At 64.6% G+C, this 22,549-nt stretch carries 19 protein-coding genes; 5 read left to right on the top strand and 14 right to left on the bottom strand.

Annotation, left to right across the window (positions count from 1 at the left end):
• Positions 1-42: 42 nt before the first annotated feature.
• The 7 genes from ACZ0AJ_RS07400 to ACZ0AJ_RS07370 form a co-directional block, all read right to left on the bottom strand.
• Positions 43-1,089, bottom strand: coding sequence for a glycosyltransferase family A protein (locus tag ACZ0AJ_RS07400; protein ID WP_499456756.1), 1,047 nt, complete (start codon positions 1,087-1,089; stop codon positions 43-45).
• A gap of 35 nt (positions 1,090-1,124) precedes the next feature.
• The gene (locus ACZ0AJ_RS07395) at positions 1,125-2,060 is read right to left on the bottom strand and encodes a beta-1,6-N-acetylglucosaminyltransferase (RefSeq protein WP_499456754.1); all 936 of its coding nucleotides are present in this window, start codon (positions 2,058-2,060) and stop codon (positions 1,125-1,127) included.
• 104 nt (positions 2,061-2,164) lie between these two features.
• Positions 2,165-3,070: a chain length determinant protein tyrosine kinase EpsG gene (epsG, locus tag ACZ0AJ_RS07390; RefSeq protein WP_499453560.1), complete on the bottom strand. Its 906-nt coding sequence runs from the start codon at positions 3,068-3,070 to the stop codon at positions 2,165-2,167.
• A gap of 38 nt (positions 3,071-3,108) precedes the next feature.
• On the bottom strand, positions 3,109-4,533 hold the full coding sequence (gene epsF, locus ACZ0AJ_RS07385; RefSeq protein ID WP_499453558.1) for a chain length determinant protein EpsF: 1,425 nt from the start codon (positions 4,531-4,533) through the stop codon (positions 3,109-3,111).
• Between the two features lie 70 nt (positions 4,534-4,603).
• Positions 4,604-5,392, bottom strand: coding sequence for a polysaccharide export protein EpsE (gene epsE, locus ACZ0AJ_RS07380; RefSeq protein ID WP_183551949.1), 789 nt, complete (start codon positions 5,390-5,392; stop codon positions 4,604-4,606).
• 101 nt (positions 5,393-5,493) lie between these two features.
• Positions 5,494-6,780, bottom strand: a complete 1,287-nt coding sequence (epsL, locus tag ACZ0AJ_RS07375; RefSeq protein ID WP_499453556.1) for an XrtB/PEP-CTERM-associated polysaccharide biosynthesis outer membrane protein EpsL — start codon at positions 6,778-6,780, stop codon at positions 5,494-5,496.
• A 202-nt stretch (positions 6,781-6,982) separates the two neighbouring features.
• Entirely contained in the window at positions 6,983-8,488 is a 1,506-nt protein-coding gene (locus ACZ0AJ_RS07370) for an undecaprenyl-phosphate glucose phosphotransferase (protein WP_499453554.1), read from the bottom strand.
• Between the two features lie 765 nt (positions 8,489-9,253).
• On the opposite strand from ACZ0AJ_RS07370, the gene ACZ0AJ_RS07365 reads away from it, so the two are divergent.
• From ACZ0AJ_RS07365 to ACZ0AJ_RS07355, 3 genes are all read left to right on the top strand, one after another.
• Positions 9,254-9,769, top strand: a complete 516-nt coding sequence (locus ACZ0AJ_RS07365; RefSeq protein ID WP_499453552.1) for a dihydrofolate reductase — start codon at positions 9,254-9,256, stop codon at positions 9,767-9,769.
• On the top strand, positions 9,766-10,401 hold the full coding sequence (locus tag ACZ0AJ_RS07360; RefSeq protein WP_183551939.1) for a DUF4337 domain-containing protein: 636 nt from the start codon (positions 9,766-9,768) through the stop codon (positions 10,399-10,401). Before ACZ0AJ_RS07365 ends, ACZ0AJ_RS07360 begins: the two co-directional genes overlap by 4 nt.
• Before the next feature lie 204 nt (positions 10,402-10,605).
• Entirely contained in the window at positions 10,606-12,864 is a 2,259-nt protein-coding gene (locus tag ACZ0AJ_RS07355) for an arginine/lysine/ornithine decarboxylase (protein ID WP_183551936.1), read from the top strand.
• An 85-nt stretch (positions 12,865-12,949) separates the two neighbouring features.
• On the opposite strand, the gene ACZ0AJ_RS07350 is transcribed toward ACZ0AJ_RS07355, so the two are convergent.
• The 5 genes from ACZ0AJ_RS07350 to ACZ0AJ_RS07330 form a co-directional block, all read right to left on the bottom strand.
• The gene (locus tag ACZ0AJ_RS07350) at positions 12,950-14,458 is read right to left on the bottom strand and encodes an alpha/beta hydrolase (RefSeq protein WP_499453550.1); all 1,509 of its coding nucleotides are present in this window, start codon (positions 14,456-14,458) and stop codon (positions 12,950-12,952) included.
• A gap of 256 nt (positions 14,459-14,714) precedes the next feature.
• On the bottom strand, positions 14,715-15,281 hold the full coding sequence (gene dcd, locus ACZ0AJ_RS07345) for a dCTP deaminase (RefSeq protein ID WP_183551915.1): 567 nt from the start codon (positions 15,279-15,281) through the stop codon (positions 14,715-14,717).
• A gap of 82 nt (positions 15,282-15,363) precedes the next feature.
• Entirely contained in the window at positions 15,364-16,173 is an 810-nt protein-coding gene (locus ACZ0AJ_RS07340) for an alpha/beta fold hydrolase (protein WP_499453548.1), read from the bottom strand.
• Positions 16,174-16,260: 87 nt separating this feature from the next.
• Positions 16,261-17,199 (bottom strand): dioxygenase family protein, encoded by a 939-nt coding sequence (locus ACZ0AJ_RS07335; protein WP_499454377.1) that lies wholly within the window; start codon positions 17,197-17,199, stop codon positions 16,261-16,263.
• Entirely contained in the window at positions 17,196-17,708 is a 513-nt protein-coding gene (locus ACZ0AJ_RS07330; protein WP_499454375.1) for a Spy/CpxP family protein refolding chaperone, read from the bottom strand. Before ACZ0AJ_RS07330 ends, ACZ0AJ_RS07335 begins: the two co-directional genes overlap by 4 nt.
• 153 nt (positions 17,709-17,861) lie before the next feature.
• Here ACZ0AJ_RS07330 and ACZ0AJ_RS07325 point away from each other — a divergent pair, with 153 nt between their 5' ends.
• Positions 17,862-18,548 carry a response regulator transcription factor gene (locus tag ACZ0AJ_RS07325; RefSeq protein WP_499453543.1) on the top strand — a complete coding sequence of 229 codons (687 nt, stop codon included), beginning with the start codon at positions 17,862-17,864 and terminating at the stop codon, positions 18,546-18,548.
• Position 18,549: 1 nt separating this feature from the next.
• Positions 18,550-20,004: a sensor histidine kinase gene (locus ACZ0AJ_RS07320; RefSeq protein WP_499453541.1), complete on the top strand. Its 1,455-nt coding sequence runs from the start codon at positions 18,550-18,552 to the stop codon at positions 20,002-20,004.
• 10 nt (positions 20,005-20,014) lie between these two features.
• Here the strand turns inward: ACZ0AJ_RS07320 and ACZ0AJ_RS07315 are convergent, their stop codons facing one another.
• Entirely contained in the window at positions 20,015-22,366 is a 2,352-nt protein-coding gene (locus ACZ0AJ_RS07315; RefSeq protein ID WP_499453539.1) for a DNA internalization-related competence protein ComEC/Rec2, read from the bottom strand.
• A 21-nt stretch (positions 22,367-22,387) separates the two neighbouring features.
• Complete coding sequence (locus ACZ0AJ_RS07310; RefSeq protein WP_499453537.1) at positions 22,388-22,513, bottom strand: hypothetical protein; 126 nt, start codon at positions 22,511-22,513, stop codon at positions 22,388-22,390.
• Between the last annotated feature and the right edge of the window lie 36 nt (positions 22,514-22,549).

Genomic DNA, 22,549 nt, shown 5'->3' with positions numbered 1-22,549 from the left:
GTTAAGCAGTTGCACTGATCTCTTTACCATTCCCTACTGCCACTAGACCAGTTGCGGCGCGACGCGGATGCGGCGCTTGCCCGGATACCGGCGCACGAGCCAGCCACGCACCGCGTGCCACTCGCCCGTTTCGGTGATATCGCCGGAACGGAAGCGGTTGTAGCGCCACAGCAGCGAGGCCCAGTTGCGGGTCGAAATCGCCTTGCGATAGCGCAGCTCGCGTTCGATCTCGGGCGACGCGCCAAACACCTTGCGCACGCTGCGCGCCATGTTCTCGAATTCGGCGTCGAAGTTGCGCTGGCCACCGACGTCCATCAGGATGCCGCCGTGGTTGCAGAACGGCGCCGGATCGAACCACGGCAAGTTGTGCATCGTGCAGAACGAGCGCGTCAGCGAGCGCGAAATCGCCAGCGAGACTTCCATCTGTTCAGTGAAACTGGTGATGCTGACGTTCTTGCCGTGCCAGCGGTATTTCAGCAGTTTCTGCGGCAGATTGGTCACCTTACCCAGGATCGCGAGCTGGCCGAAAAGGAAATAGTCTTCCGCCAGCGACGGCACATCGATGCGCTCGTTCTCGGGCAGGATTTTCAGAATGTCGATACCGTAGCGCACACCCATCTTCTGGACCGGGTCGAAGCGCAACGTCGAGGCCGGATGCGACACCGGATTACGGAACAGGCTGGCCGCGCCGATGCGGGCCGTGCCCACCGGCAGGCGCAGATCGTCGAGCTTGTTACCGGCAGCGTCGATGACGTCGGCCTGGCCACTGACAACGATGCATTCCGGCTGCGCCTCGAACGCGGCCAGTGTCAGCGCCATGCGGTCCGGCAGGCAAATATCATCGGCGTCATGCCGCATGATGAATTCGCAGTCGGCAATGTCGATGCCGCAATTTAACAGGCCGGACAAGCCCTTCGCCTGCGGGAACGAATGCACCTCGATACGCGGGTCGCGCGCATGATACGCCTGGGCCATCTCGACGCTGCCATCGGTCGAACCGTGATCGAGCACCAGCAGGCGCCAGTCGGTGTAGGTCTGGGCGATGACACTGTCGATCGCTTCCGCCAGGTAGTCCTTGCCGTTTTTCACTGGCAATAAAATATCAATTCGGGCCATTCTTTACCTTATTTAGAGCTGATTTCTTCTTCGCCGCGCATGGCCGGCTGACGTCCTGCCGCCATGGCATCGATCGCGTCGAGCACGGGCGCAGATGCCGCGGAAAACTTGCGCGCAAATAGCACCTCGCGCCGTTCGCCAGGGCTGTTCTTGAACTCGGATGCGTGGATCACCGGCCCCGCAAACTGGGGCAGATAACTGGCATCGAGCATGTCCGGCCCCGTCTTGCCGGGCGACCAGCGGGTGAACGTCAGGCTGTGGCTGATGCTGGCTCTGAACGGCGAATTCCACAGGATGTACTGGAAATAGAATTCGTCGGGACAATCGACCAGCTTGCAGAACCGGTACACCTGCGGCGCGCGCGCCGTCACGTCCAGCACATACTTCACGGCGTCGCCGCTCAAGCACCACCACTGCGAACCGGTGACCAGCTCGCCTGTCAATACCTTGCGGTAATCGCGCAGCGGCAGCACCCTGTTCAGGAAATGCTGCAGCGGCCAGCGAAAGCGGCCCAGCGGCTTGCTCTTGCGGATCGACACGCGCGCGATGCGCTCGAGCGTCTTGCCATACCGGGTGTCAGGCAGCGCAAACGCCTCGATGAACTCGGTGCTGCGATGGCGCTCGAAAAACGCCTGAATATCCGCGGGCGTATACAGCGGATAGCAGGCGCCGCTCAGCAAGACATAACGGTCGAAGCCGCCTGGCGCGGCCGCTGCGCACCGCATCAATTCCAGCGTTGCCTTGACCAGGGAAATATCGCCCCAGGCACCATTGACGCGGCGCTTGCAGAACGTGACTGCCGGGGCCAGTGCGGCAAATGCGGCCAGGTCCGACTTCGCGTCGATGTGCACGAAGAATGCAGCACCGGGCGCGGCCAGGGCCGCGACCAGCCGCTGCAAATGCGCTGGCTGGTCGTGCGCGAGGATCAGGTACGCGATTCGCACAGTCAACCCTGCACCATGCCCTGGCAGGCGCAACCCAACAGGGGCAACGTCGGCGCCCCGGGGCGCACGCAGCAAATAAACAGGTGGGGCATCGTCATCATCGATCAGTACTCGTTGAGCACCGTTCCCACCAGGTGGACACGCGCGTCGGTCAACAGGTCGACCAGGTCGCGCATCTTCTTGTAGTGACTGTGGTTCTTGTGCGCCACCATCACGGCGGCGCCGGCGCGGCTGGCAACGACCTGGGCGTCGGCATACTCGGCGCCGGCCGGCGTGTCGATCAGGATCACGTCGTAATCGGCGCCCAGTTCGCGCAGCAGGCGGCCAAATGCCGGCGAGCCCAGCAGTTCGGACGGGTTCGGCGGCAGCGCGCCGGCCGTCAACACCGACAGGTCGACCAGCGCCGGTACGCGCTGGATCGCCTCGTGCCCGCTGCGGCCGGCCAGCACGGCCGACAGGCCGGCGCGGTTTTCCAGACCGAACAGTGCGTGCTGCCGCGGTGCGCGCAGGTCGGCATCGATCAGCAAGGTGCGCTGGTGCTGCTGCGAAAACACCACGGCCAGGTTGGCGGCAAGGAAGCTGCGGCCATCGCCCGATTCGGCGCTGGTGATCGCCAGTGCGCGGCGCTCGTCACCCGTTTCGAACCAGCGCCACAGCAACTGGTTGCGCAGCGCGCGCAGCGATTCGACGCGCGCGGTGAACGGTTCATAGGCGGCAACCACCTCATCGCTGATGGCGCTCTGGCCGGCCAGCAGGTAGGGATAATCGTACTGGCGCGACAGGGCCAGCTCGATGTCGGCAGCGGTCAACAGACCCATCTCGACAGCGGCGTCGCCAAAGCGCAGATTGCGTTCGATCGAGGCGCGCATCACCTTGTCGGCGTCGGTCACCGACAGGCGCCCGTTGCGGATCAGGATGGCGCCAATCGAATCGTGCGACTGGTGGCTGGCGGCGCGCTCGCCGCGTGCGGATTGGCCCGTCACTGCGACGGCTGGGGTAGTGGAATTCATCGTGGACGCTCCATGCTGATCATTATGCTGATGCGCCATTACGTTGGCAGCGTCATATTGCCCGTGCCCTTGGCGCCAGGCGGCTTCGAAAACGGCTTCTTGCCCTTGGAGGACACGCGCGGTTGCTGGATCACACCCAGCATCGGCAGGCCGAACGCGTCAACCAGGTGCGAGGCCGAACGGATCCGCTGGTCCAGCAATTCCAGCACCAGCACAGCGCCCAGACCCAGAATCGTCCCGGCAATGATGGCCAGCACGATGTTGAGCGAGACGCGCGGACCGGATGGCTGCAGCGGTGGCGTGGCAGCGCTCAGCACCGCGATGTCGGCCTGCTTGGACTCGCCTTCCAGGCTGATCGTGTTCAGGCGCTGGCTGGCCGACTCGTAGGCGCGACGGGCGTTTTCCGCTTCGTTGGTCAGCAGGTTGAATTCGTCACGGGCGCCGTTCAGCGACTGCACGCGGTCCTTTTGCGCTGCCACGGCTGCGCGCAGCTCGCCTTCGCGGCGCTCGCTGATGTCGGCCGAAGCCACCACGCTGCTGGACGAGTTACGCTTCTGCTGTTCGAGGTTCGAGCGCAGCTTGGCCACTTCGGACGCGGCCGCCATGTACTGGGGATGGTTGGACGCCAGGCGCTGCGAAATGTCGGCAAACTTGGCTTCGGCCAGCGACAGGCTCGTCTGCAGGTTCTGCACGACCGGGTTGTTCATCACGTCGGGCGAGCTGCTGCTGTTGCCCTGGGCCTGGCTGCGGCGCGAGGCGGCGTCCATGCTCTGGCTCTGCACAACGACCAGCTGGCTCGACAACTCGTTCAGGCGCGCGGTCTCGACGTCCAGGCGGTTGTCCGCACTATAGATGTTGTTGTCCTTCTGGTACTTCGACAGGCGCGATTGCGCCAGCTCGTAGCGGTTGCGCAGCGTCTTGATCTGGTCCGTGATGTAAGTGCTGGCGCGCTGCACCGGGTCGGTCTTGAGCTGGACACTGACGTCCAGATAGGCATTGGCGAACGCATTGGCCGCCTTCGACACGAACTGCGGGTCGGTGCCACGGAAGTTAATCGTCAGCACGCTGCTTTCGCGTGCCGGCACCACGTCGACATTGCCGCGCAGCGAATCGGCCAGCCACTCGCGCAGCGTGCCGCCGTTGCCGCCGGTGGCGTTCTGGAAGCGCGCCTGCGCGTCTGGCGCATTGGCCAGCCCCAGATCGTCGACGACCTTCAGCGCCACGCTCTTGCTCTTGATGATATCGACCTGGGTTGCAATGTAGCCAGGCATCAGCTGCGCGGGTGCGCTCAGGCCGGTGACCGGATCGACGCCCTTGTAATTGACGACCATCGCCACGGTGGCTTCGTACTTCTTGGGCTGCATCATGCTGAAGACGACGGCGGCGAGCACGGTCACGCCGAGCGCGAGCAGCACGATCTTGTAGCGCGCGCGCAGGGCGAGTAACAACAGGCTTGGGTTCATGGTTGGCTTTCAATAAGGTGCAATGGCGCGCGCACGTGCGCCGCTTTCTGGTCTGGGCAACGGCGCATGGTCAGAACAGGCTTTCCTTGACGTACACGACGTCGTCGGGCTGGAGCAGATCGTCGCCCTTGACACTAATGATCTGCATCTTGCCGCTCGCGTCGCGGCGCTTGACGCGCAGGCCGCGCTCGGTACCGCGCGCCGTCAGGCCGCCGCCGGCCGACAGGCCCTGCAGCACCGTCATCTGGCGCTCGAGGCGCAGCATGCCCGGCCGCTGCACTTCGCCGTAGATATAGAAACGGGGCGCGCGCTCGACGAAGATGACGTCGCCACCCTGCAGATCGAAGTTGCCCGCCATGTCAGCAGTGCGCATGACTTCGGCCGTATCCAGCGCGTCCTTCATGACCTTGCCGTTACGGGTACGCACGACGGTGACGATGTCGCCACCGTTGGTGTCGATACCGCCGGCCAGCGCCAGCATGTCCAGCACGCTGCGGCGACCGTCGATCGCGTAGCGCCCAGCCTTCTTGACCTGGCCCAGCACCGACACCTGCTGGCTCGTCAGCGCCGTGATCAACAGGTTCACCTGCGGCTTTTTCACGAAATTACCGCGCTCGAGCATGCTGGCAATTTTTGCCTCTGCCGCAGCGCTCGACAGACCGGCAACGGCGACCTGGCCGACCAGCGGCATCGTGATGAAGCCCGATTCGCTGACGCGCGTTTCCACGGCCAGATCGGGGTTGCCAAACACGGAGATCTTGACGACGTCTCCGCCGCCGAGCACCAGCTCATCGGCGTGCGCACTTCCCATGCTCCATGCCAGCAAGACGGCGAAGATACCAAGCAAGATTTGTTTCATGTTAAGTTCATTCCATTCACAAAGTGTCAATAGTGCGCATCAGATCGTTCATTGGTGCCGGCGAGAGCTGAACGTCGATACAGCGCGTTCGTCGCCATCAGTCAGTTAAATTGCAACGTGGCGTTGATGGATCCGCCATTTGCCTTGTAGCTATTGGTTCCTGCGGCCAGGCTACCCGAGCGCTGCTCCTGGAATGCCCGCGCCTTGATGGTGATATTGCGCAGCGGCTTATAGATAAGCGCAACTGACTTCGTGTCGCGGCTGTCGCTGGCCAGATCCGCCGCGACCACCGGCTCGGCGGCGCCACCGAACGGCTTGAATTCGCGCTCTTCGTGCCGCACGTCCAACTCGGCCTGGATCTTTGACGTGACTTCCCAGGTCACCAGGGCACTGGCGCCATTGGCCAATGCACTGCCGATCAGCGCGCCGTCGATGGCAGCAAATTCGCGCCAGGCCTGGCCGGTTACCTTCACCTTGCCTGCCGGCGTGTAGTTGACAATCAGCCGCGCATTGGTGCCGCTGTCGTCGCGCGTCGACTGGCCCATCTGCTTGCGCTGCACCCAGCCGCCAAGAAACAGCATTTGCGTGCTCCCCGTCGCCAGCCATAACACATTGAGTTTCGCTTCGTCCTGGTCATAGCCGTTGATCATCGTGCCCGTGTTGCCGAGCGTGAGCCAGTTCGGATACTTGCCTTCCAGCCGGCGCAGCTGAAAGCCGGCCGTGCTGCCGCTGCGTGCCAGATAGTCGAAGCCGGCAACCCAGGAATCCTCGGTCCGGTCGCTGGCGCGTTGCGATGCCAGTTCGTAGGCGTACTCTTCTTTCGACACCTCGCTGCGCAACTGCCAGCTCGGGTGAAACCGCCAACGGCCGTCTGCATACCGCTTCTTGCTTACGCGCAGGTTGCGCTGGACGACGTCGAAGTCGGCGAATGACGCCAGCTCTTGCCGGTAATAGCCGCCGACATGCCCATCGAAGCGCGAACCGACGAACCAGTGCCAGTCACCCCGGAGGTCCTTGCGCAGATAATCCAGCTGGCTGTTACGGTCAAATTTCACCGACGAAAAGTCGGCAAATGCGGTGATCAGCTGACGGCTGACCGGGCGCTCGAAGCGCGCACCTCCACCGGCACTGCGGTAGGTATCGCCACGCGCGGCCGAACGGGTCGCCTCGTCGTTTGATGCACGGAACAGGTTGTCGTCATGCTCGACGCCGGCGCTGACAAACGGCTGCAGCGTGCCGGCCAGCGCCGGCGTGCTGACCAGGGAACCGGCCAGCGCCACGCAGGCTGCTGCAGTGAGCTTCAGGCAAAGACGGCTGGCTGGCAGCCGGCTTTCCGACTGCGCAGCACTGGCGCCAACATGACGTTCGCAGGTTCGCAGTAAGTACAAGAAGAATCCCATCCCAAATAATATTTTTTCACGCTTCTTCCCGCTCGCTTGCAACACATGCACGCCATACACTTTTTCATCAGCGCAATAAAGACAGCATGGACCCAGCGGGCAAACATGTCTTTTAATCAGGATAAGTTGCAATTCTACTACATGACATCACGAACACGCGTTCGATACGCGTGCTCCAGACAGCCGGGTGTCAATATGCCGTTTTGTGGAACCACACCGAAAACGCTGTCATGACAAGAATCTTCATGTCGAGCATCAGCGACCAGTGTTCGATGTAGTGCAGATCGTGCTCGACGCGGCGCTGCATCTTGTCCAGCGTATCGGTCTCGCCCCGGAATCCATTTACCTGCGCCCAGCCCGTGATGCCTGGCTTCACGTTGTGACGGGCATAGTATTCCGAAATGATGGCGCCGAATTCCAGGTTGTGCTTGATCGCATGGGGCCGCGGACCGACGATCGACATATGGCCGAACAGCACATTGAAGAGCTGCGGCAACTCGTCCAGGCTGCTGCGGCGCAGGAAGCCACCCACCCGCGTGACCCGGCTGTCAAAGCGCGTCGCCTGCTTGACCTCGCCGCTGGCGCAGTCGCCCACCTTCATCGAGCGGAACTTCCAGACCTCGAATTCGTGGTTGTTGAAACCATGGCGCCGCTGCTTGAAGATCACCGGTCCAGGACTATCGAGCTTGACGGCAAGCGCAATGATTGCCAACACCGGGCTGACCAGGGCCAACAGGATGCTGGAGATCACCAGATCTTCGATCCGCTTCAGGCGCCCCATCTGCTCGCCGATGCGGCTGTTGGCGATCGTCAGGACCGGCACGCCCGCAAGGCGCTCCATATTAATGGACGGGAATTGCCAGACGACGTTGTTCGGCACCAGGTCAATCCGGACGGGCACGGTACGCAGCTTCTTGAGCAGAGCCTCGACACGCTCGGTCGCGAGCCAGGGTAGCGCTACCACGACACGGTCAACGGGATTACTGCGGATGTAATCGAGCATCGTGCACGTCGAACCCAGCATGTGCTGGCGCAGCGTCGCCGGAATGCCCCGCTCGACGCGGTCGTCGAACACGCCCAGCACGCGGATGTTCGCGTGGCTATTACGCTTGATGGCATTGACGATCAGCTCGGCGCGCTCGTTGGCACCGACGATGATGATCGACTCGTCGAGCATATTGGCCATGCGCGCACGGTAGATCATGCGGGTGAGGATGAGGCGGTTTGCCAGCAGCAGCACGAACCAGGCACAGGCACTGGTGGCGACCCAGACGCGCGAATATTCGGACAGGGTGCCGGACAGGTAACCGACGATCATGATCAGCGAAAGACCACCGAAGAAGCCCAGACCCAGTTTGCTCAGCAGCGCGTTGAGTGACAGGATTTCGCGCTCGCGATAGGCCTGCGCGCAGTGCAGCGACACGATGATGACGAGCGTGCTCAGATAGATAAAGAGGTGGCCGGCCGTCGACAGTTTGGCATCGAGACCAAAGCGCACGAAAAAGCCGCCGAAGCCGGCAAGCAGCAGGACGGCGATGTCGGAAATCTTGAGCAGATTGATGAAGAACGGCAGCCAGTATCGGGCGGACGACTGCGCACTGCCCTTTCTGAGCAGTGAACCAAGGTCGCCGGCAGCATCCGGAGAGCGATGTTTATCGTGTTCGCCGACAACGGCAGCAGGGTCGAAGTTTTTCATCGTGACAGATCCAATCATCATGAATTGAATAAGGTGCGCAAATTCCGCCAGCAAGCACGCCATCATGCGACCCACCGAGAACGCTTGCGACCACGACAAAGGCGCGATGGCCTTGTGGCGCCGGCAACCTCGCGGCCACCGAACACCGCCCCTAAGCGTGCCGCAGAAGCTGGATTTGCTTCCTTATCCAATTGTTTGCTGCAGCGCCGCGAAACGCGTACTACTCAAAAAGAAAAAAATGAAACCGACTTCATCAAGGATTAACGCAAAATTATGTTTGCATCATATGATGCACATCAATAACATAAATAGACTATATGCTAATTAAGCTCTAAAGTCATTAGTTTTGACGCGTCGCAGCAAAATATATTAATTACAACTAGCAATGCAAATTTCCCTTTTACAAGCAACTTGCATCGTCAAACCGGCTGCAGGACAGTGCAGGTGTTCCGAATAGTCGATCAGCGCTTGTTACTCTGGGTTCAGGTGGGGAACCGCGCGCATGACGCCGTGCCGTCCACCGTTGCCAACCTGGCGCTGACCTTACCCCGGCCACCGGGCACGGTACATACTGCTTACTTTTTATTACTGTTTCGCTTGGCGTGCAAAACCTGTTGTCAGTACAGCATATACGTTGCAGATTGCTGCACCTGCTGTCGATTAACCGTATAAATATTGGTATCATGCAAGGTCCCGATGCCTTCATCCCCTACAGGACACTCCGATGCCAGCTCTCTACGCCGCGACCGTCACGCGCCCCCTGTCATGACCGCGCACCTGACGCTGGTTGTTGCCATTGACCGTGACAATGGCATCGGCATCGATAACCGGATGCCGTGGCACCTGCCGCACGACCTGGCGCACTTTAAGCGCGTCACGCTCGGCAAACCGGTGATCATGGGCCGCAAGACCTTCGACTCGATCGGCCGCCCGCTGCCGGGCCGGCGCAATATTGTTATTACCCGCAACGCCGACTGGTCGCATGACGGCGCCGAGCGCGCCGCATCGCTGGACGCGGCCATCGCGCTCTTGGGGGGCGAGCCGGCCAGCATCATCGGTGGCGCGCAGATCTTCAATGTGGCGATCGACCTAGCCGATACCATGATCGTCACGCACATCGATCACCGCTTCACCTGCGACACGTTCTTCCCGCCGATCGACCCTGCCCTGTGGATAGAGACCGCGCGCGACACGCACCATCAGCCGCAGCGCGACGACCAGCCCGGGTTCGACTACGCCTACGTGACTTACGAGCGCAGCGCCAGCAAGGGCGCATCATGAGCAGGCCGCTTCGGCCCCCTGGTTCGCGCGGCGGCGACGGCTTTGCAAGCCGCGTCGCCGTCCTGATCGCCGTGCTGGCCACGATCGGCACGCTGTTTGCCTTTCTTGGCACCTCGTCGCACAACGACGCGAGCCTGTTCAAGACGACTGCAGCAATGGAAAAAACCAGCGCGGCCAACGCCTGGGCCCACTATCAGGCCAAATCCAGCCGCCAGAACCTGGCCGAACTGGCCGCCACACTGCCCGGCGTCGATGCTGGCCGCTACACCCAGGAGGTGGAGCGCTATCGCGTCGAGAAAGACATCATCCGCAAGGAAGCGGAGCGCTGGGAAGCCTCGTCGCGCGACTGGAACCGGCGCTCCGAAGAAGCGCTGCACCGCCAGCGCCAGTGGGCCGCCGCGTCGGTCGCGCAGCAGATCGCGATTTCACTGGCTGCGGTCACGCTGCTGGCGCGCCGCACGTGGCTGCTGACGCTGACCGGCGCAGTTGCCACCTTCGGCATCACGCTGGGGCTGTTCGCGTTTTTGGAAGGCAACACGACGGCGTTGTCGCCCGTGCCGCTGGGCGCGGCGCTGGCCGCCGCGCTGCTGACCGAGGGGGTCCGGCGCGCCGGGCGCCACCTGGACAGCTAGGGTGCGACACTGAACGGCACGAGTGGTTAATGTAGCAAACAAGCTGGCACACAGGCCGGCAAAAAAACCTGCACCGGAGCCCGCAATTTCTGCGAAAATCCGCTACTCATTTTCTACGGTGCCGTGCGCGGCGGCCTTCTGCCACTTCGGAATGATCCGGGCTGGCGCGGCTGCTCCCCACGGCGCTTCGCTTTGGAGCTGTCCATGAAATTTCGTTTCCCCATCGTCATCATCGACGAGGACTTCCGCTCGGAGAACACCTCCGGCCTTGGCATTCGCGCCCTCGCGGCGGCGATGGAACAAGAAGGCATGGAGGTCGTTGGCGTGACCAGCTATGGCGACCTGTCCCAGTTCGCCCAGCAGCAGTCGCGCGCATCGGCATTCGTGCTGTCGATCGATGACGAGGAATTCGGCAGCGGCTCGCTGGAAGACACCGACTCTGCGCTGGTCGGCCTGCGCGCCTTCGTCAAGGAAATCCGCCACAAGAACGCGGACATCCCGATCTACATCTATGGCGAAACCCGCACCAGCCGCCACATCCCGAACGATGTGCTCAAAGAGCTTCACGGCTTCATCCACATGTTCGAAGACACGCCCGAGTTCGTCGCGCGTCACATCATCCGCGAAGCCAAGGCGTATCTGGACAGCCTGGCGCCGCCGTTCTTCCGCGCGCTGGTGAACTACGCGTACGACGGTTCGTACTCGTGGCACTGCCCCGGCCACTCGGGCGGCGTCGCCTTTCTGAAGTCGCCGATCGGCCAGATGTTCCACCAGTTCTTCGGTGAGAACATGCTGCGCGCCGACGTCTGCAACGCGGTCGAAGAACTCGGCCAGCTGCTGGACCACACGGGCCCGATCGCCAAATCCGAACGCAACGCTGCGCGCATCTACGGCGCCGACCATTGCTACTTCGTGACCAACGGCACCTCGACCTCGAACAAGATGGTCTGGCACTCGACCGTCGCGCCGGGCGACATCGTCGTCGTCGACCGCAACTGCCACAAGTCGATCCTGCACTCGATCATCATGTGCGGCGCGATTCCCGTGTTCCTGATGCCGACCCGGAACAACCTGGGCATCATCGGCCCGATCCCGCTGTCCGAATTCACGCCCGAATCGATCGCCCGCAAGATCGAAGCCAATCCGTTCGCGCGCGAAGCCGTCAACAAGAAGCCGCGTATCCTGACCATCACCCAGTCGACCTACGACGGCGTGGTCTACAACGTCGAGACGCTGCGCGAAATGCTCGACGGTAAAATCGACACGCTGCACTTCGACGAAGCGTGGCTGCCGCACGCGACGTTCCACGACTTCTACAAGAACATGCACGCGATCGGCCAGAACCGCCCGCGCGCGAAAGAGTCGATGATCTTCTCGACCCAGTCGACGCACAAGCTGCTGGCCGGCCTGTCGCAGGCTTCGCAAGTGCTGGTGCGCGAATCGCAGTCGGTCAAGCTCGACCAGGACGCCTTCAATGAAGCGTACCTGATGCACACCTCGACCTCGCCGCAGTACTCGATCATCGCTTCGTGCGACGTCGCTGCCGCGATGATGGAAGCACCGGGCGGCACCGCGCTGGTCGAAGAATCGATCCTGGAAGCGCTGGACTTCCGCCGCGCGATGAAGAAGGTCGACCAGGACTTCGGCACCGACTGGTGGTTCCAGGTCTGGGGTCCGGACAAGTTCTCGGAAGAAGGCATCGGCACGCAGGACGACTGGATGATCCGCGCCGAAGAATCGTGGCACGGTTTTGGCGACCTGGCCCCGGGCTTCAATATGCTCGACCCGATCAAGGCGACCATCGTCACGCCGGGCCTGAACCTGTCGGGTCAGTTCGGCGAGACCGGCATCCCGGCCTCGATCGTCACCAAGTACCTGGCCGAACACGGCGTCATCATCGAGAAGTGCGGGCTGTACTCGTTCTTCATCATGTTTACGATCGGGATCACCAAGGGCCGCTGGAACACGCTGGTCACGGCGCTGCAGCAGTTCAAGGACGATTACGACCGCAACGCGCAGATGTGGCGTGCGATGCCGCAGTTCGCCGCGGCCAACCCGCGCTACGAAATGCACGGCCTGCGCGACCTGTGCACCGAGATCCACACGTTCTACAAGTCGCACGACGTCGCGCGCCTGACGACCGAGATGTACCTGTCGGACATGATCCCGGCGATGAAGCCGTCGGACGCATTCGCGCACATGGCGCACCGCAAGATCGAGCGCGTGGCGATCGACGAACTCGAAGGCCGCATCACCGCGATCCTGCTGACGCCCTACCCGCCGGGCATCCCGCTCCTGATCCCGGGCGAGCGCTTCAACCGCACGATCGTCGATTACCTGCGCTTTGCACGCGACTTCAACGAGCGCTTCCCGGGCTTCGAGACCGACGTGCACGGCTTGGTCAAGCGCGAAGTCGATGGCAAGCGCGGCTACTTCGTCGACTGCGTGCAGCAGGACGACTGATCCCGCAGGCTGCGCCATCAGGCCAGCCAGCTAGTAAACACAACGCCAGCCAACCGGCTGGCGTTGTTGCATCAAACGTGCATGCTCAGCGCGGCGCGCACTGCGGCAAGGCGGCCCGCGTGGCCAGCAACGCGCGGCTGTCATCCACTGACGGCGTGTTGTCGGTGAATTTGCAGCCGTACTGCGGATCGGCCACGATCGACGGCGTCAGCACGTCGTCGCCCTCCGGCTTGACGCCCTGCTGCTCCCACTTGACCATCGCGTCGAACGCGGACGCCTGTTCGGCGATCGTGAAGTCGCAGTGGGCGATCCCGCGGATGGCGCGCTGGACCAGCAGGTTCGACGTGCCGAGCGCATCGGCGCGGCGCTTGTAGATCTGCTCCATCTTGAACGGCACGTACAGGTCGCCCAGCGTGTGGATGGTCACCACCGGCACGGTGATCCGGGCGTTCGTCTTCGGCACCCAGCGCAAACCGTCGCGCCGCAGCCGGTTCGCGCCCGGCGTGGCAGGCACGCGGAAGATGCTCGCATTGTAAGCAACCTCGTCGGCGCTGATGGCCGGGTCGGCATCGAGCTGGAAGAAGATGTCATTGGTCGTCACGACGTCATCGAGAAGGATGCCCTGCATCTTGCCGTCGCGCCCGAACGTGCCCCAGACCGTGGCCTGATACGCGCTGGCATACGCGTAGTCGAACAGCGGACGGGTGCCACCGCTGAGGTTGGCAACGATTTGCTTGAGCCGCAGGCCCTGTTCGGTCGGCACGGCCGGCGCGTTGGGCGTGCTGCCACCCGGGAAGCTGGAGAACATCTTCGCCCTCACCTGCGGGCCGATGCTCGCCCAGTCGGCCGGTGGCCAGCGCGTGGCCGGCATGCCGGACTCCACCATGGCGGCCGTCTGGTAAGCGGCAAAGTAATCGTACAGCTCCGTGTCGCCCAGCACGCCGCACATCGGCACCGCACCTTGATAGCGGATCTTGTTGATGGCCGTCCCGATGTTTTCCTCGTCCACCGCGGCCGCCGTGACATGGCCACCCATCGAATTGCCAATGATGTAGGTCTTGGTCGGCGCTGCCAACGTGCGGCCGTTCTTGCCGGCGATGTCACGGAAGGCCAGCGCCAGCGCGTTCGTGTCTTCAACGCCAGCGCGCACGTCATAGTAGTTAGTGCTGTAGCTCGAGGCGGCCCACGCATAACCCTGGCTGATCAGGTGGCGACGGATCGCTGGCGGCGCCACTTCCAGCGCCGGACCCGTGCCGCCATAGCCATGGGCGTACATGACCAGCATGCCGTTCCAGTTTTTCGGCACTTCGATCTGGTAACCCGCCTTGTTCAGCACGCCCCACCAGCGGTCGGTCGCCGGCGCGCTGGCCATTGCGGCAAATGGCAGGTTGCTTTCGATGACGGCATAGGTGCGCCCGTCCTGCGGACGCAGGGGTTCGGGCTGGATGGCAACCGGCGGGGTGGTCGCCAGCGGCGGCGCGCCGACATCGTCATCGTCTCCGCCACAGGCGGACAACGCCAGGACGGCGATGAGTGACGGTACTACCCGCGCCGCGATGCGGCGGGACGTGCAGGGTGCAAGCTGCGTTTTCATCAACACGGTCTCCATGATTTTAGTTTTGCACAGCGAAACCAAAAATCACTGTGTGATTTATTGTAGATCGAAACGGTGTGCGCAGGCGTGCCGGGTCGCGCGGGGTGTTACAGGCAGATAGAGGATGCGGCTTGGAGGTAAGGAAGCGGAGGTGCAGGCCTGACAGGGTGTCAGGCCCGTGGTGCGCGTGGCAGGTCTGGCCGCCCTGCGGCGGTCAGACCTGCCCGGACTGAATGCAGAATGGTGGTGCCGTTGCTCAGGCTTTCGGCAGGGTCACGCCGACCTGGCCCTGGTACTTGCCGTCACGGTCCTTGTACGACGTTTCGCAGACTTCATCGCTTTCGAAGAACAGCACCTGCGCGCAGCCTTCGCCCGCGTAGATCTTCGCTGGCAGCGGCGTCGTGTTCGAGAACTCGAGCGTCACGTAGCCTTCCCATTCGGGTTCGAACGGCGTGACGTTGACGATGATGCCGCAGCGTGCATAGGTCGATTTGCCCAGGCAGATCGTCAGCACATTGCGCGGGATGCGGAAGTATTCGATCGTGCGCGCCAGCGCGAACGAGTTCGGCGGGATGATGCAGACGTCGCTCTTGATGTCGACGAACGAGTTCGAGTCGAAATTCTTCGGGTCGACGATCGTGCTGTTGATGTTGGTGAAGACCTTGAATTCATCGGCGCAGCGGATATCGTAGCCGTAGGACGAGGTGCCGAACGAGATGATCCGGCGGCCATCCTGCTCGCGCACCTGCTGCGGCTCGAAGGGTTCGATCATGCCGGTGCTGTGCGCCATGCGGCGGATCCAGTTGTCGCTCTTGATAGTCATTTGTGGGTTTCCAGCAGGGAGAAAATCACGCGATTTTACGCGAAAAGGCGCTGGCCGTGAGGCTTTGACAATGATTGATTCGCTACCCGTTCGCCTTGGCGCCGCCGAGCAGACGTTCGATCATCGCGTGGACCAGCTGCGCCGTCTCCGCCGGTTTTTCGAGTGGATACAGATGGCCGCCTTCGATCATGGCCAGGTGCTCGCCCACCAGCTTGCGCGTGAACGCGAGCCCTGCCTGCCGCATCTCTTCGGACTCGGTGCCGGCGATGAAGCCAACGGGCACCGGGAACGGCGCGCGGATCACGCCCCCCATGTGGTGCGGCAGCGTCTGGTAAATGGCGGATTCGACGTCGCGCCGGAAGCGCAGCGTGACGCCGTCGGGATGCGGCGCCAAGCCATGCTCCATGTAGTCGTCGAGCGCGCCCGGCGCCCAGGCCTGGAACATCGACTTGGCGTGGAAGTGGCGGTACGCGGCGTCGCGGTCCGGCCAGTGCTCGCGCCGCTTGTACGAGAAGCGTGCCGGGGACAGCCGTGCGCCCCACCCCGCCAGCTTGGCCAGGCGCCAGACCAGCGCGCGCCACCCGGCCACCACAGGGGAATCGAGCATCACGACGCAGCGCACCAGATCGGGCCGGCGCCGCGCCGCCATCGTCGACAGCGCGCCGCCCAGCGAATGGCCGACGAGGATCGCCGGCTGGCCGTAGCCTTCGAGGTGCGCGATCAGCTCGTCGGTCAGCGTGTTCCAGCCATCGCCGACCGGGTAGCGTGGATCGTGGCCGTGCATGTCCAGCGTACGCACGTCGTAGTGTTCGGCAAGCTGCGCCAGCAGGCGATTGTAGGTGCCAGCCGGGTAGCTGTTCCCGTGGGCGAAGTGCAGCAGCGGTTTGGGCATGGTCAGCGATGGTGGTCAAATTGTGCGGCCCATTGTAATGGCGTCTGTGGCCCCGGCCCCGATCTTGGGAGCACGTTTAGAACGAATTCACCAATTTACGCCGACTGTCAGCGCGGCGCTGTAGCCCTGGCTGGCCGTGCCCGTGACGCTTGCCATCTGCAGCGCCGTCCCGTCGCTGAACACGTTATCAAGCGCGAAGCTCATGCGCACCAGATTGCCGATGCTGCTCGCATAGCCGCTGCTGGTGTAGGCCTCGTTGGCGATCGCCAGCGGGAACGTGAACTGCGATGTCTTGACGCGGTTCGCAGCGCTCGTCGCCCTGGCCAGCGACGGATACACCTCGAAGTGCACGTGCGGCATGCGCCCGTCATAGCAGCCCGGGAAGATAGTCGTGAACGTGACGTAGCCGTCGCTATCGGCTTCCTGCACGCCGCGCAGGTAGTTCTCGCCAACGATGCCGCTGCTGTACATCGAATAGCCCCCTTCGCGCGTGCAGTGCCACAGATAGACCGTGGCGCCGGCGGCGGCCGCGCAACCCTGCGCCACGTTTTCGATCTTCAACCGGATGGTCAGCGGCACACCGGCCGCCACGCCGCTGGCGCCGGCCACGCTGCTCCGGATATCGCTGCGCACGATGCCGGACAGGACCAGCGCATTGGCCACGCCATTGGCATTGCGATTGGTGCCGTCGCCTGGATACGGGCCGCCTGTTTCTTCGGGAATCACCGAACAGACGGCACTGCCGCTGCCCGTGCTGGCGGCGCCCGTGGTCGTCGTGGAACTGGACAGGCCGAAGCCGTCATCGGCACTGACACCGCCGCCGCAACCGGCCAGCGGCAGGACCGCGCTGCCCGCGCCGACAAACAGCCAGCGCAGCGACTGGCGCCGGGTGGCCGACCGGGTCAGCAGGCGCGCGAGGTCGGCAGCCAGGCCACGGTGGTGGTCAACGTCGTGGTCGGGGCCTTGATCGGTCTCGTGGTGATGGTCCGCATCGTGGGCGGACTGGCCGTGGCGTGCTGCATTCATTTCGATGGCCCTCCCTGCGGGACGTTGTTTCGTTCGTCGTCCGCCTTGCGGCCCCTGTCATGCAGCGCATCGAGCTGTGCGCGCTGTTCCGAAGTCAGCACTGCCTTGAGCTGCGCACGCGTTTGCAGGCGCAGCAGTTCCTGGCCGGCGATGGCCTGGCCCAGTGCCTGCGCCGCGGTGGACGCGGCGGCCCCGTCAAGTGCTGGCGCCGCCGCCAACGCACGCAACGTCTCATCGGCCTTGCGCTCGGCGATATTGAGCGCGCGGCGTCGGGGTGCTTCGCTGTGCAGAATCGTGAATATCCGGTCGTTCTGCGCATCGCTCAAGCCCAGGTCGCGCAGGAATGGCGGCGTACCGAACGGACCCGGCTCGCCATCGGGTTCGTGCATCTGGCCAAACGGCGGACCGCCGTGCATCGGACCATGTGACAGTGGCATCGGCTCGGCCAGGACGGCGGACGCCGCCAGCAGGCAGATGGAAAACGCGGTCGCGGCGCGTAGGCGGCTCAATTTACTCGTCGGTGCAGCTGCTCGTGTCATCGAAGACCTCTCGTGTTGTCAGAGCGGGCATTGTGTGGCGGCGGCGTGTAAAGCGCGTCTAAGCCAGGTAAATCCGCGTAAAGCACCGCAGACGGCGCCGACCTGCTGCGCTATCCTGTCGACATGAATCACGTTTTGCTTATCGACGACGACGTCGAACTGGTCGGCATGTTTGCCGAATACCTCGAACAGGAAGGCTTTTCCGTCACCTGCATGCACAATGGCGAGGACGGCGCGCGCGCCGCGCTGACCGGCGGCTACGCCATCGCGGTCCTGGATGTCATGATGCCCGGCGCGGGCGGCATCGAAGCGCTGCGCCAGATCCGCGCCGGCAGCCGCATGCCGGTGCTGATGCTCACGGCGCGCGGTGACGACGCCGACCGTATCCTCGGCCTCGAACTGGGCGCCGACGATTACGTGGCCAAGCCCTGCACGCCACGCGAACTGACGGCGCGCGTGCGCGCCATCCTGCGCCGCACCCAGGCCGTGCCCGAAAGCGGCCCCGGGGTCGTGCTCAGCGTCGGCAAGCTGACGATGCTGCCCGAACAGCGCCGCGCCACTTGGGACGGCCAGCATCTTGACCTGACCAGTACCGAATTCAATCTGCTCGAAGTCCTGGTCCGCAATGCAGGCCGCCCGGTCAGCAAGAACGATTTGTCCGAGCAGGGCCTGGGCCGGCCGCTGGCGCGGTTCGACCGCAATATCGACGTCCACCTGAGCAGCCTGCGGCACAAGCTGGGGCCATTGGCCGATGGCCGCTCATGCCTGCAGACGATCTACCGCCAGGGCTACCAGTTGATCAAGGAGTAGCATGGGCCGGTTGTTCTGGAAGTTCTTCCTGTGCATCCTGCTGGCGCAAGTGGCCGCGACCATCGGCGTGGGCGGCGTGTTCTGGCTGCGCGACCAGGCGCGCCAGCGCGCGACGCCCGTGCTCGACAGCGGTCCGCCGGCAGCGATTGCGCTGGATGCCGCCGCCGCCACGCTGCGCCACGGCGGCTTGCCCGCCCTGCGCAGCCTGCTGCCCGACATGCGGCGCCCCCAACTGTTCGTGCTCGACGCAGCGCGCCACGAACTGCTGGGCCGCGCGGTGCCGGCCGAACTGATGCATGCAGTCGAACGCGAGCTGCGCGACGGCGCCCAGGGTGGCGACAGCGCCGTGTGGCGTGGCGCGCGGCGCCTGGTCGGCCCGGGCGGCGAGCAGTACATCGCCTTCGTGTCGCGTGACTTCGGGCGCCAGATCGGCCGTGTCGGCCGTGAAGCCGGCCGCCAGGACGGGCTGCGCGACGGCGCCGGCCCGGATACGCTGACGCCCGGCCTTGGGCCCGGTCCCGGCCCGCGCCGCCGTATCGGCCAGAGCGTCGTGATCGGCGCCACCGTGCTGGCCAGCCTGCTGTTCGCGGCGCTGCTGGCCTGGTATTTCTCACGCCCCATCCGCGCTCTGCGCAGCGCCTTCGAGGCCGCCGCCGCCGGTGACCTGGCGCCGCGCTTCGGTCCCGGCGCCAAGGGCGGCGACGAACTGGTCGACCTTGGCCGCGACTTCGACCGCATGAGCGCACGCCTGCGCGCGCTGATGGATGGCCAGCGCCGCCTGCTGCACGACGTGTCGCACGAACTGCGCTCGCCGCTGGCGCGGATGCAGGCGGCGCTGGGCCTGGCGCACCAGCAGCCGGACAAGATCGGCATCACGCTCGAACGCATCGAGCGCGAAAGCAACCGCATGGACAAGCTGATCGGCGAACTGTTGACGCTGTCGCGCCTGGAAGCGTCGCCCGACGTGCTGCGGCGCGAGCCGGTGGATCTGGTGGAGCTGGTCGACGGGCTGGTCGCCGATGCGCGCTTCGAGGCCGGTCAGGCCCGGGCCGCAGACGGTCAAGGCGCGCCACTGCGCGTCGACTTCGACGCCGACAACAGCGTCAACGTCAGCGGCGACCCGGACCTGCTCTGGAGCGCGCTCGAGAACGTCGTGCGCAATGCGGCCAGACACGGCGCGCCGGGCGGCGTCGTGGCGGTGTCCGTGCGCGCCGTGGATGGCGTGGCACGGCTCGACGTGTGCGACCGGGGGCCGGGCATCGCGCCCGGGGATCTTGCGGCGATTTTCCAGCCGTTCTTCCGTTCCGGCGCGTCGCGCACCGGTGTCGACGGGCACGGACTTGGACTGGCCATTGCGCAGCGCGTGGTGCAGGCGCATGACGGCGAGATCGTGGTGGCCAATCGCGATGGCGGGGGCTTGCAGGTGACGATCACACTGCCTGCGGCCGGACGATGACGTCTGCCGCTCAGCGTCCGTACCAATAGCGGGCGTGGGTTGCGCGGTAGGTCGTCACGTCCAGAACTGGCCCAAACGCCAGCGTGACGGCGCCCCGCTCATCGGTGCGAATGCGCTCGATGCCCATGGCGCCATAGCGCGCATAGACCAGCTTTTGCGGGTGGCGATACCGATTGCGATGGCCTACCTGGAAGATACCGACTGTCGGCGCGACTGCTTGCAGGAACGCCGCGCTCGACGAGGTGCCGCTGCCATGGTGCGGCGCGAGCAGCACGTCGGCGCGCAGACGGTCGGCGTCAAGGTCCAGCAGCGCGGCCTCCTGCGCCGCTTCGATATCGCCAGCCAGCAGGATCGCCTTGCCGCCGGCGCTGATGCGCAGCACGCAGCTGCGCGCATTGCTTTTGAGGCGCGGGTTGGCGTAGCTGGCGCCGTCGGGCGCGAGCATCTCGAAGCGCACGCCGTCCCAGTGCCAGGCCTGGCCGGCGCTGCAGCGGGCGGGGTGCTTGGTCTTGCCCAGCAACCGGTGGCCATCGGGCAGTGACGAGATCAACTCCCCTACCCGCACCGTCTGCAACACTGCCTCGGCGCCGCCGACGTGATCGAGGTCGCTGTGCGAAATCACCAGCGCATCGAGCCGGCCGATGCCCCGGCCGCGCAGGTATGGCAGGATCACGCGCGTGGCGCCGCTTGCGCCGGGCGCGTACAGCGGGCCGGTATCGTACAGCAGGCGATGGTGCTGCGTTTCGACCAGCAGCGCCATGCCCTGGCCGACATCGAAGGCCGTAATGTCGAACCGCCCTGCCGCCGGCGCCGCCGGCATGTGGGTCAGCAGCGGCGTCCATGCGGCCAGGCCCGCCCAACGTTGCGGCCAGCCGCGTGGCGCCAGCATCCACGCAGTGCCGGCCAGGGCCAGCACGAGGATCCACGGTGTCGGCGCGGGCGCAGTCCATACGGCCAGCGCGGGCGCGGACAACCACGTCAGGGGCCACACCAGGACGACGATCGCCAGGTGCGCGCTGCCCAGCACCAGATCGGCCAGCGGCGACGGCAGCACGCTGCCGGCCAGCGCCAGTGGCGTGACGAACAGGCTGATGACGGGAATGGCCACCGCGTTGGCGAGGGGGCTGACCAGCGACACCTGCCCGAACAGCAGCAGCGTGAGCGGCGCCAGGCCCAGCGTGACGGCCCACTGGGTACGCGCCGCCACCACGAGGCCGGCGCGCCAGCCGCGCGTGGGCACGCCGAGGCGGCCACTGCACGCATACAGGATTGCCGCCACCGCCCCGAACGACAGCCAGAAGCCGGGCCACAGCATCGCCCACGGATCGCGCAGCACGGCCACGCCCAGCGCGAGGCACAGCACGTGCGACATCGAGGCGATGCGACCGCACCACAGCGCCAGCGCGACCACTGCCAGCATGTAGAAGGTGCGCTGAGCCGGCACGCCGAAGCCGGCCAGCAGCACATACAGCAGCGCCACCAGAGCGCCCGCCAGCGCAGCGGCCTTCTGGGCCGGCAGGTGCAATGGCAGGTTTGCACCGGTGAAGAAGGAACGGCGCCACATCCATGATGTCGCCCACGCGGCCAGGCCCGCCAGCATCGTGATGTGCAGGCCGGAGATCGAGACGAGGTGGCTGATGCCGGTGCGGTTGAATACGTCCCACGACGCCTGGTCGATACCGCGCTGGTCACCGATCACCAGCGCGACGATCACACCCGCATACGGCTTGCCGTCCAGGACCGCCAGGATGCGGCCACGCAGCCAGCCCCGCGCCCGCTCCAGCGCGTAACCGGCGTCCGGCGTCCATGTCGTCAGGCGCGCATTGCGCGCGCCGGCCGGGCGGACGTAGCCCGTCGCGCGCACGCCCTGTTCCAGCAACCACGCCTCGTAATCGAAGCCGTACGGATTGGCATTGCCGTGCGGGCGCTGCAGGCGCACGACGAGGCGCCAGCGTTCACCCGGTTGCACAAAGGCCGGATCGGCGGTGCTGGCGCTGTACCAGGACAGGATGATAGTGGCCGGCACGGTAGCGCCGGGCGTGTCGACATGCGCTACGTCGAACTGGAAGCGCACGCCGCCATCGAAGCGGTGCGGGAGGCTCGCGACGACGCCGGTCACTGCGATATCGTTGCCTTCGTCTGCGCGCGGCAACGCATCGCTCAGCGCAATGTGGGCAAGAAGCGCTGCCCAGCAGGCGCCGAGCAGCAGGCCGGCCATCAACTGGCGGGGCAAGCCGCGCAGAATCACGCAAACGACGATGGCCGTGGCCACGCACGCTGCGAGGCTGGTTGGTTCCGGCAATGCGGGCCGGGTCTGCAGCCAGGCAGCGCCCGCGGTGAAGGCAAGGATGGCACTGCGCATGGGTTGGCGGACGAGCGTCGGTCAGGCGGCCGGGCGGCTGACGCCCGACTTGTGCCCGATCGGCATTGCAGCGACGACGAACCTGTCCGTCGCCACTGCGGTCGGGCTGACCTTCCAGTCTTTCTGGTGCGTCACTGGTCCGTCCATGACATCTCCTTCGTGTGTTCGCGTCAAGCGGCTGTC

The sequence above is a fragment of the Telluria sp. AC161 genome (genome assembly GCF_979258535.1).
Note: the sequence above shows the minus strand (reverse complement) of the source record. Positions and strands in the feature narration are given on the sequence as shown.

What these genes read in the sequence shown, in the direction of transcription:
- ACZ0AJ_RS07325 (WP_499453543.1), top strand. Translation starts at nt 17,862, where the DNA reads ATGAATCACGTTTTGCTTATCGACGACGACGTCGAACTGGTCGGCATG.
- ACZ0AJ_RS07340 (WP_499453548.1), bottom strand. Translation starts at nt 16,173, where the DNA reads ATGCCCAAACCGCTGCTGCACTTCGCCCACGGGAACAGCTACCCGGCT.
- epsG (WP_499453560.1), bottom strand. Translation starts at nt 3,070, where the DNA reads ATGAATTCCACTACCCCAGCCGTCGCAGTGACGGGCCAATCCGCACGC.
- ACZ0AJ_RS07360 (WP_183551939.1), top strand. Translation starts at nt 9,766, where the DNA reads ATGAGCAGGCCGCTTCGGCCCCCTGGTTCGCGCGGCGGCGACGGCTTT.
- ACZ0AJ_RS07355 (WP_183551936.1), top strand. Translation starts at nt 10,606, where the DNA reads ATGAAATTTCGTTTCCCCATCGTCATCATCGACGAGGACTTCCGCTCG.
- ACZ0AJ_RS07315 (WP_499453539.1), bottom strand. Translation starts at nt 22,366, where the DNA reads ATGCGCAGTGCCATCCTTGCCTTCACCGCGGGCGCTGCCTGGCTGCAG.
- ACZ0AJ_RS07370 (WP_499453554.1), bottom strand. Translation starts at nt 8,488, where the DNA reads ATGAAAAACTTCGACCCTGCTGCCGTTGTCGGCGAACACGATAAACAT.
- ACZ0AJ_RS07310 (WP_499453537.1), bottom strand. Translation starts at nt 22,513, where the DNA reads ATGGACGGACCAGTGACGCACCAGAAAGACTGGAAGGTCAGCCCGACC.
- dcd (WP_183551915.1), bottom strand. Translation starts at nt 15,281, where the DNA reads ATGACTATCAAGAGCGACAACTGGATCCGCCGCATGGCGCACAGCACC.
- ACZ0AJ_RS07365 (WP_499453552.1), top strand. Translation starts at nt 9,254, where the DNA reads ATGACCGCGCACCTGACGCTGGTTGTTGCCATTGACCGTGACAATGGC.
- ACZ0AJ_RS07335 (WP_499454377.1), bottom strand. Translation starts at nt 17,199, where the DNA reads ATGAATGCAGCACGCCACGGCCAGTCCGCCCACGATGCGGACCATCAC.
- epsE (WP_183551949.1), bottom strand. Translation starts at nt 5,392, where the DNA reads ATGAAACAAATCTTGCTTGGTATCTTCGCCGTCTTGCTGGCATGGAGC.
- ACZ0AJ_RS07320 (WP_499453541.1), top strand. Translation starts at nt 18,550, where the DNA reads ATGGGCCGGTTGTTCTGGAAGTTCTTCCTGTGCATCCTGCTGGCGCAA.
- ACZ0AJ_RS07350 (WP_499453550.1), bottom strand. Translation starts at nt 14,458, where the DNA reads ATGAAAACGCAGCTTGCACCCTGCACGTCCCGCCGCATCGCGGCGCGG.
- epsF (WP_499453558.1), bottom strand. Translation starts at nt 4,533, where the DNA reads ATGAACCCAAGCCTGTTGTTACTCGCCCTGCGCGCGCGCTACAAGATC.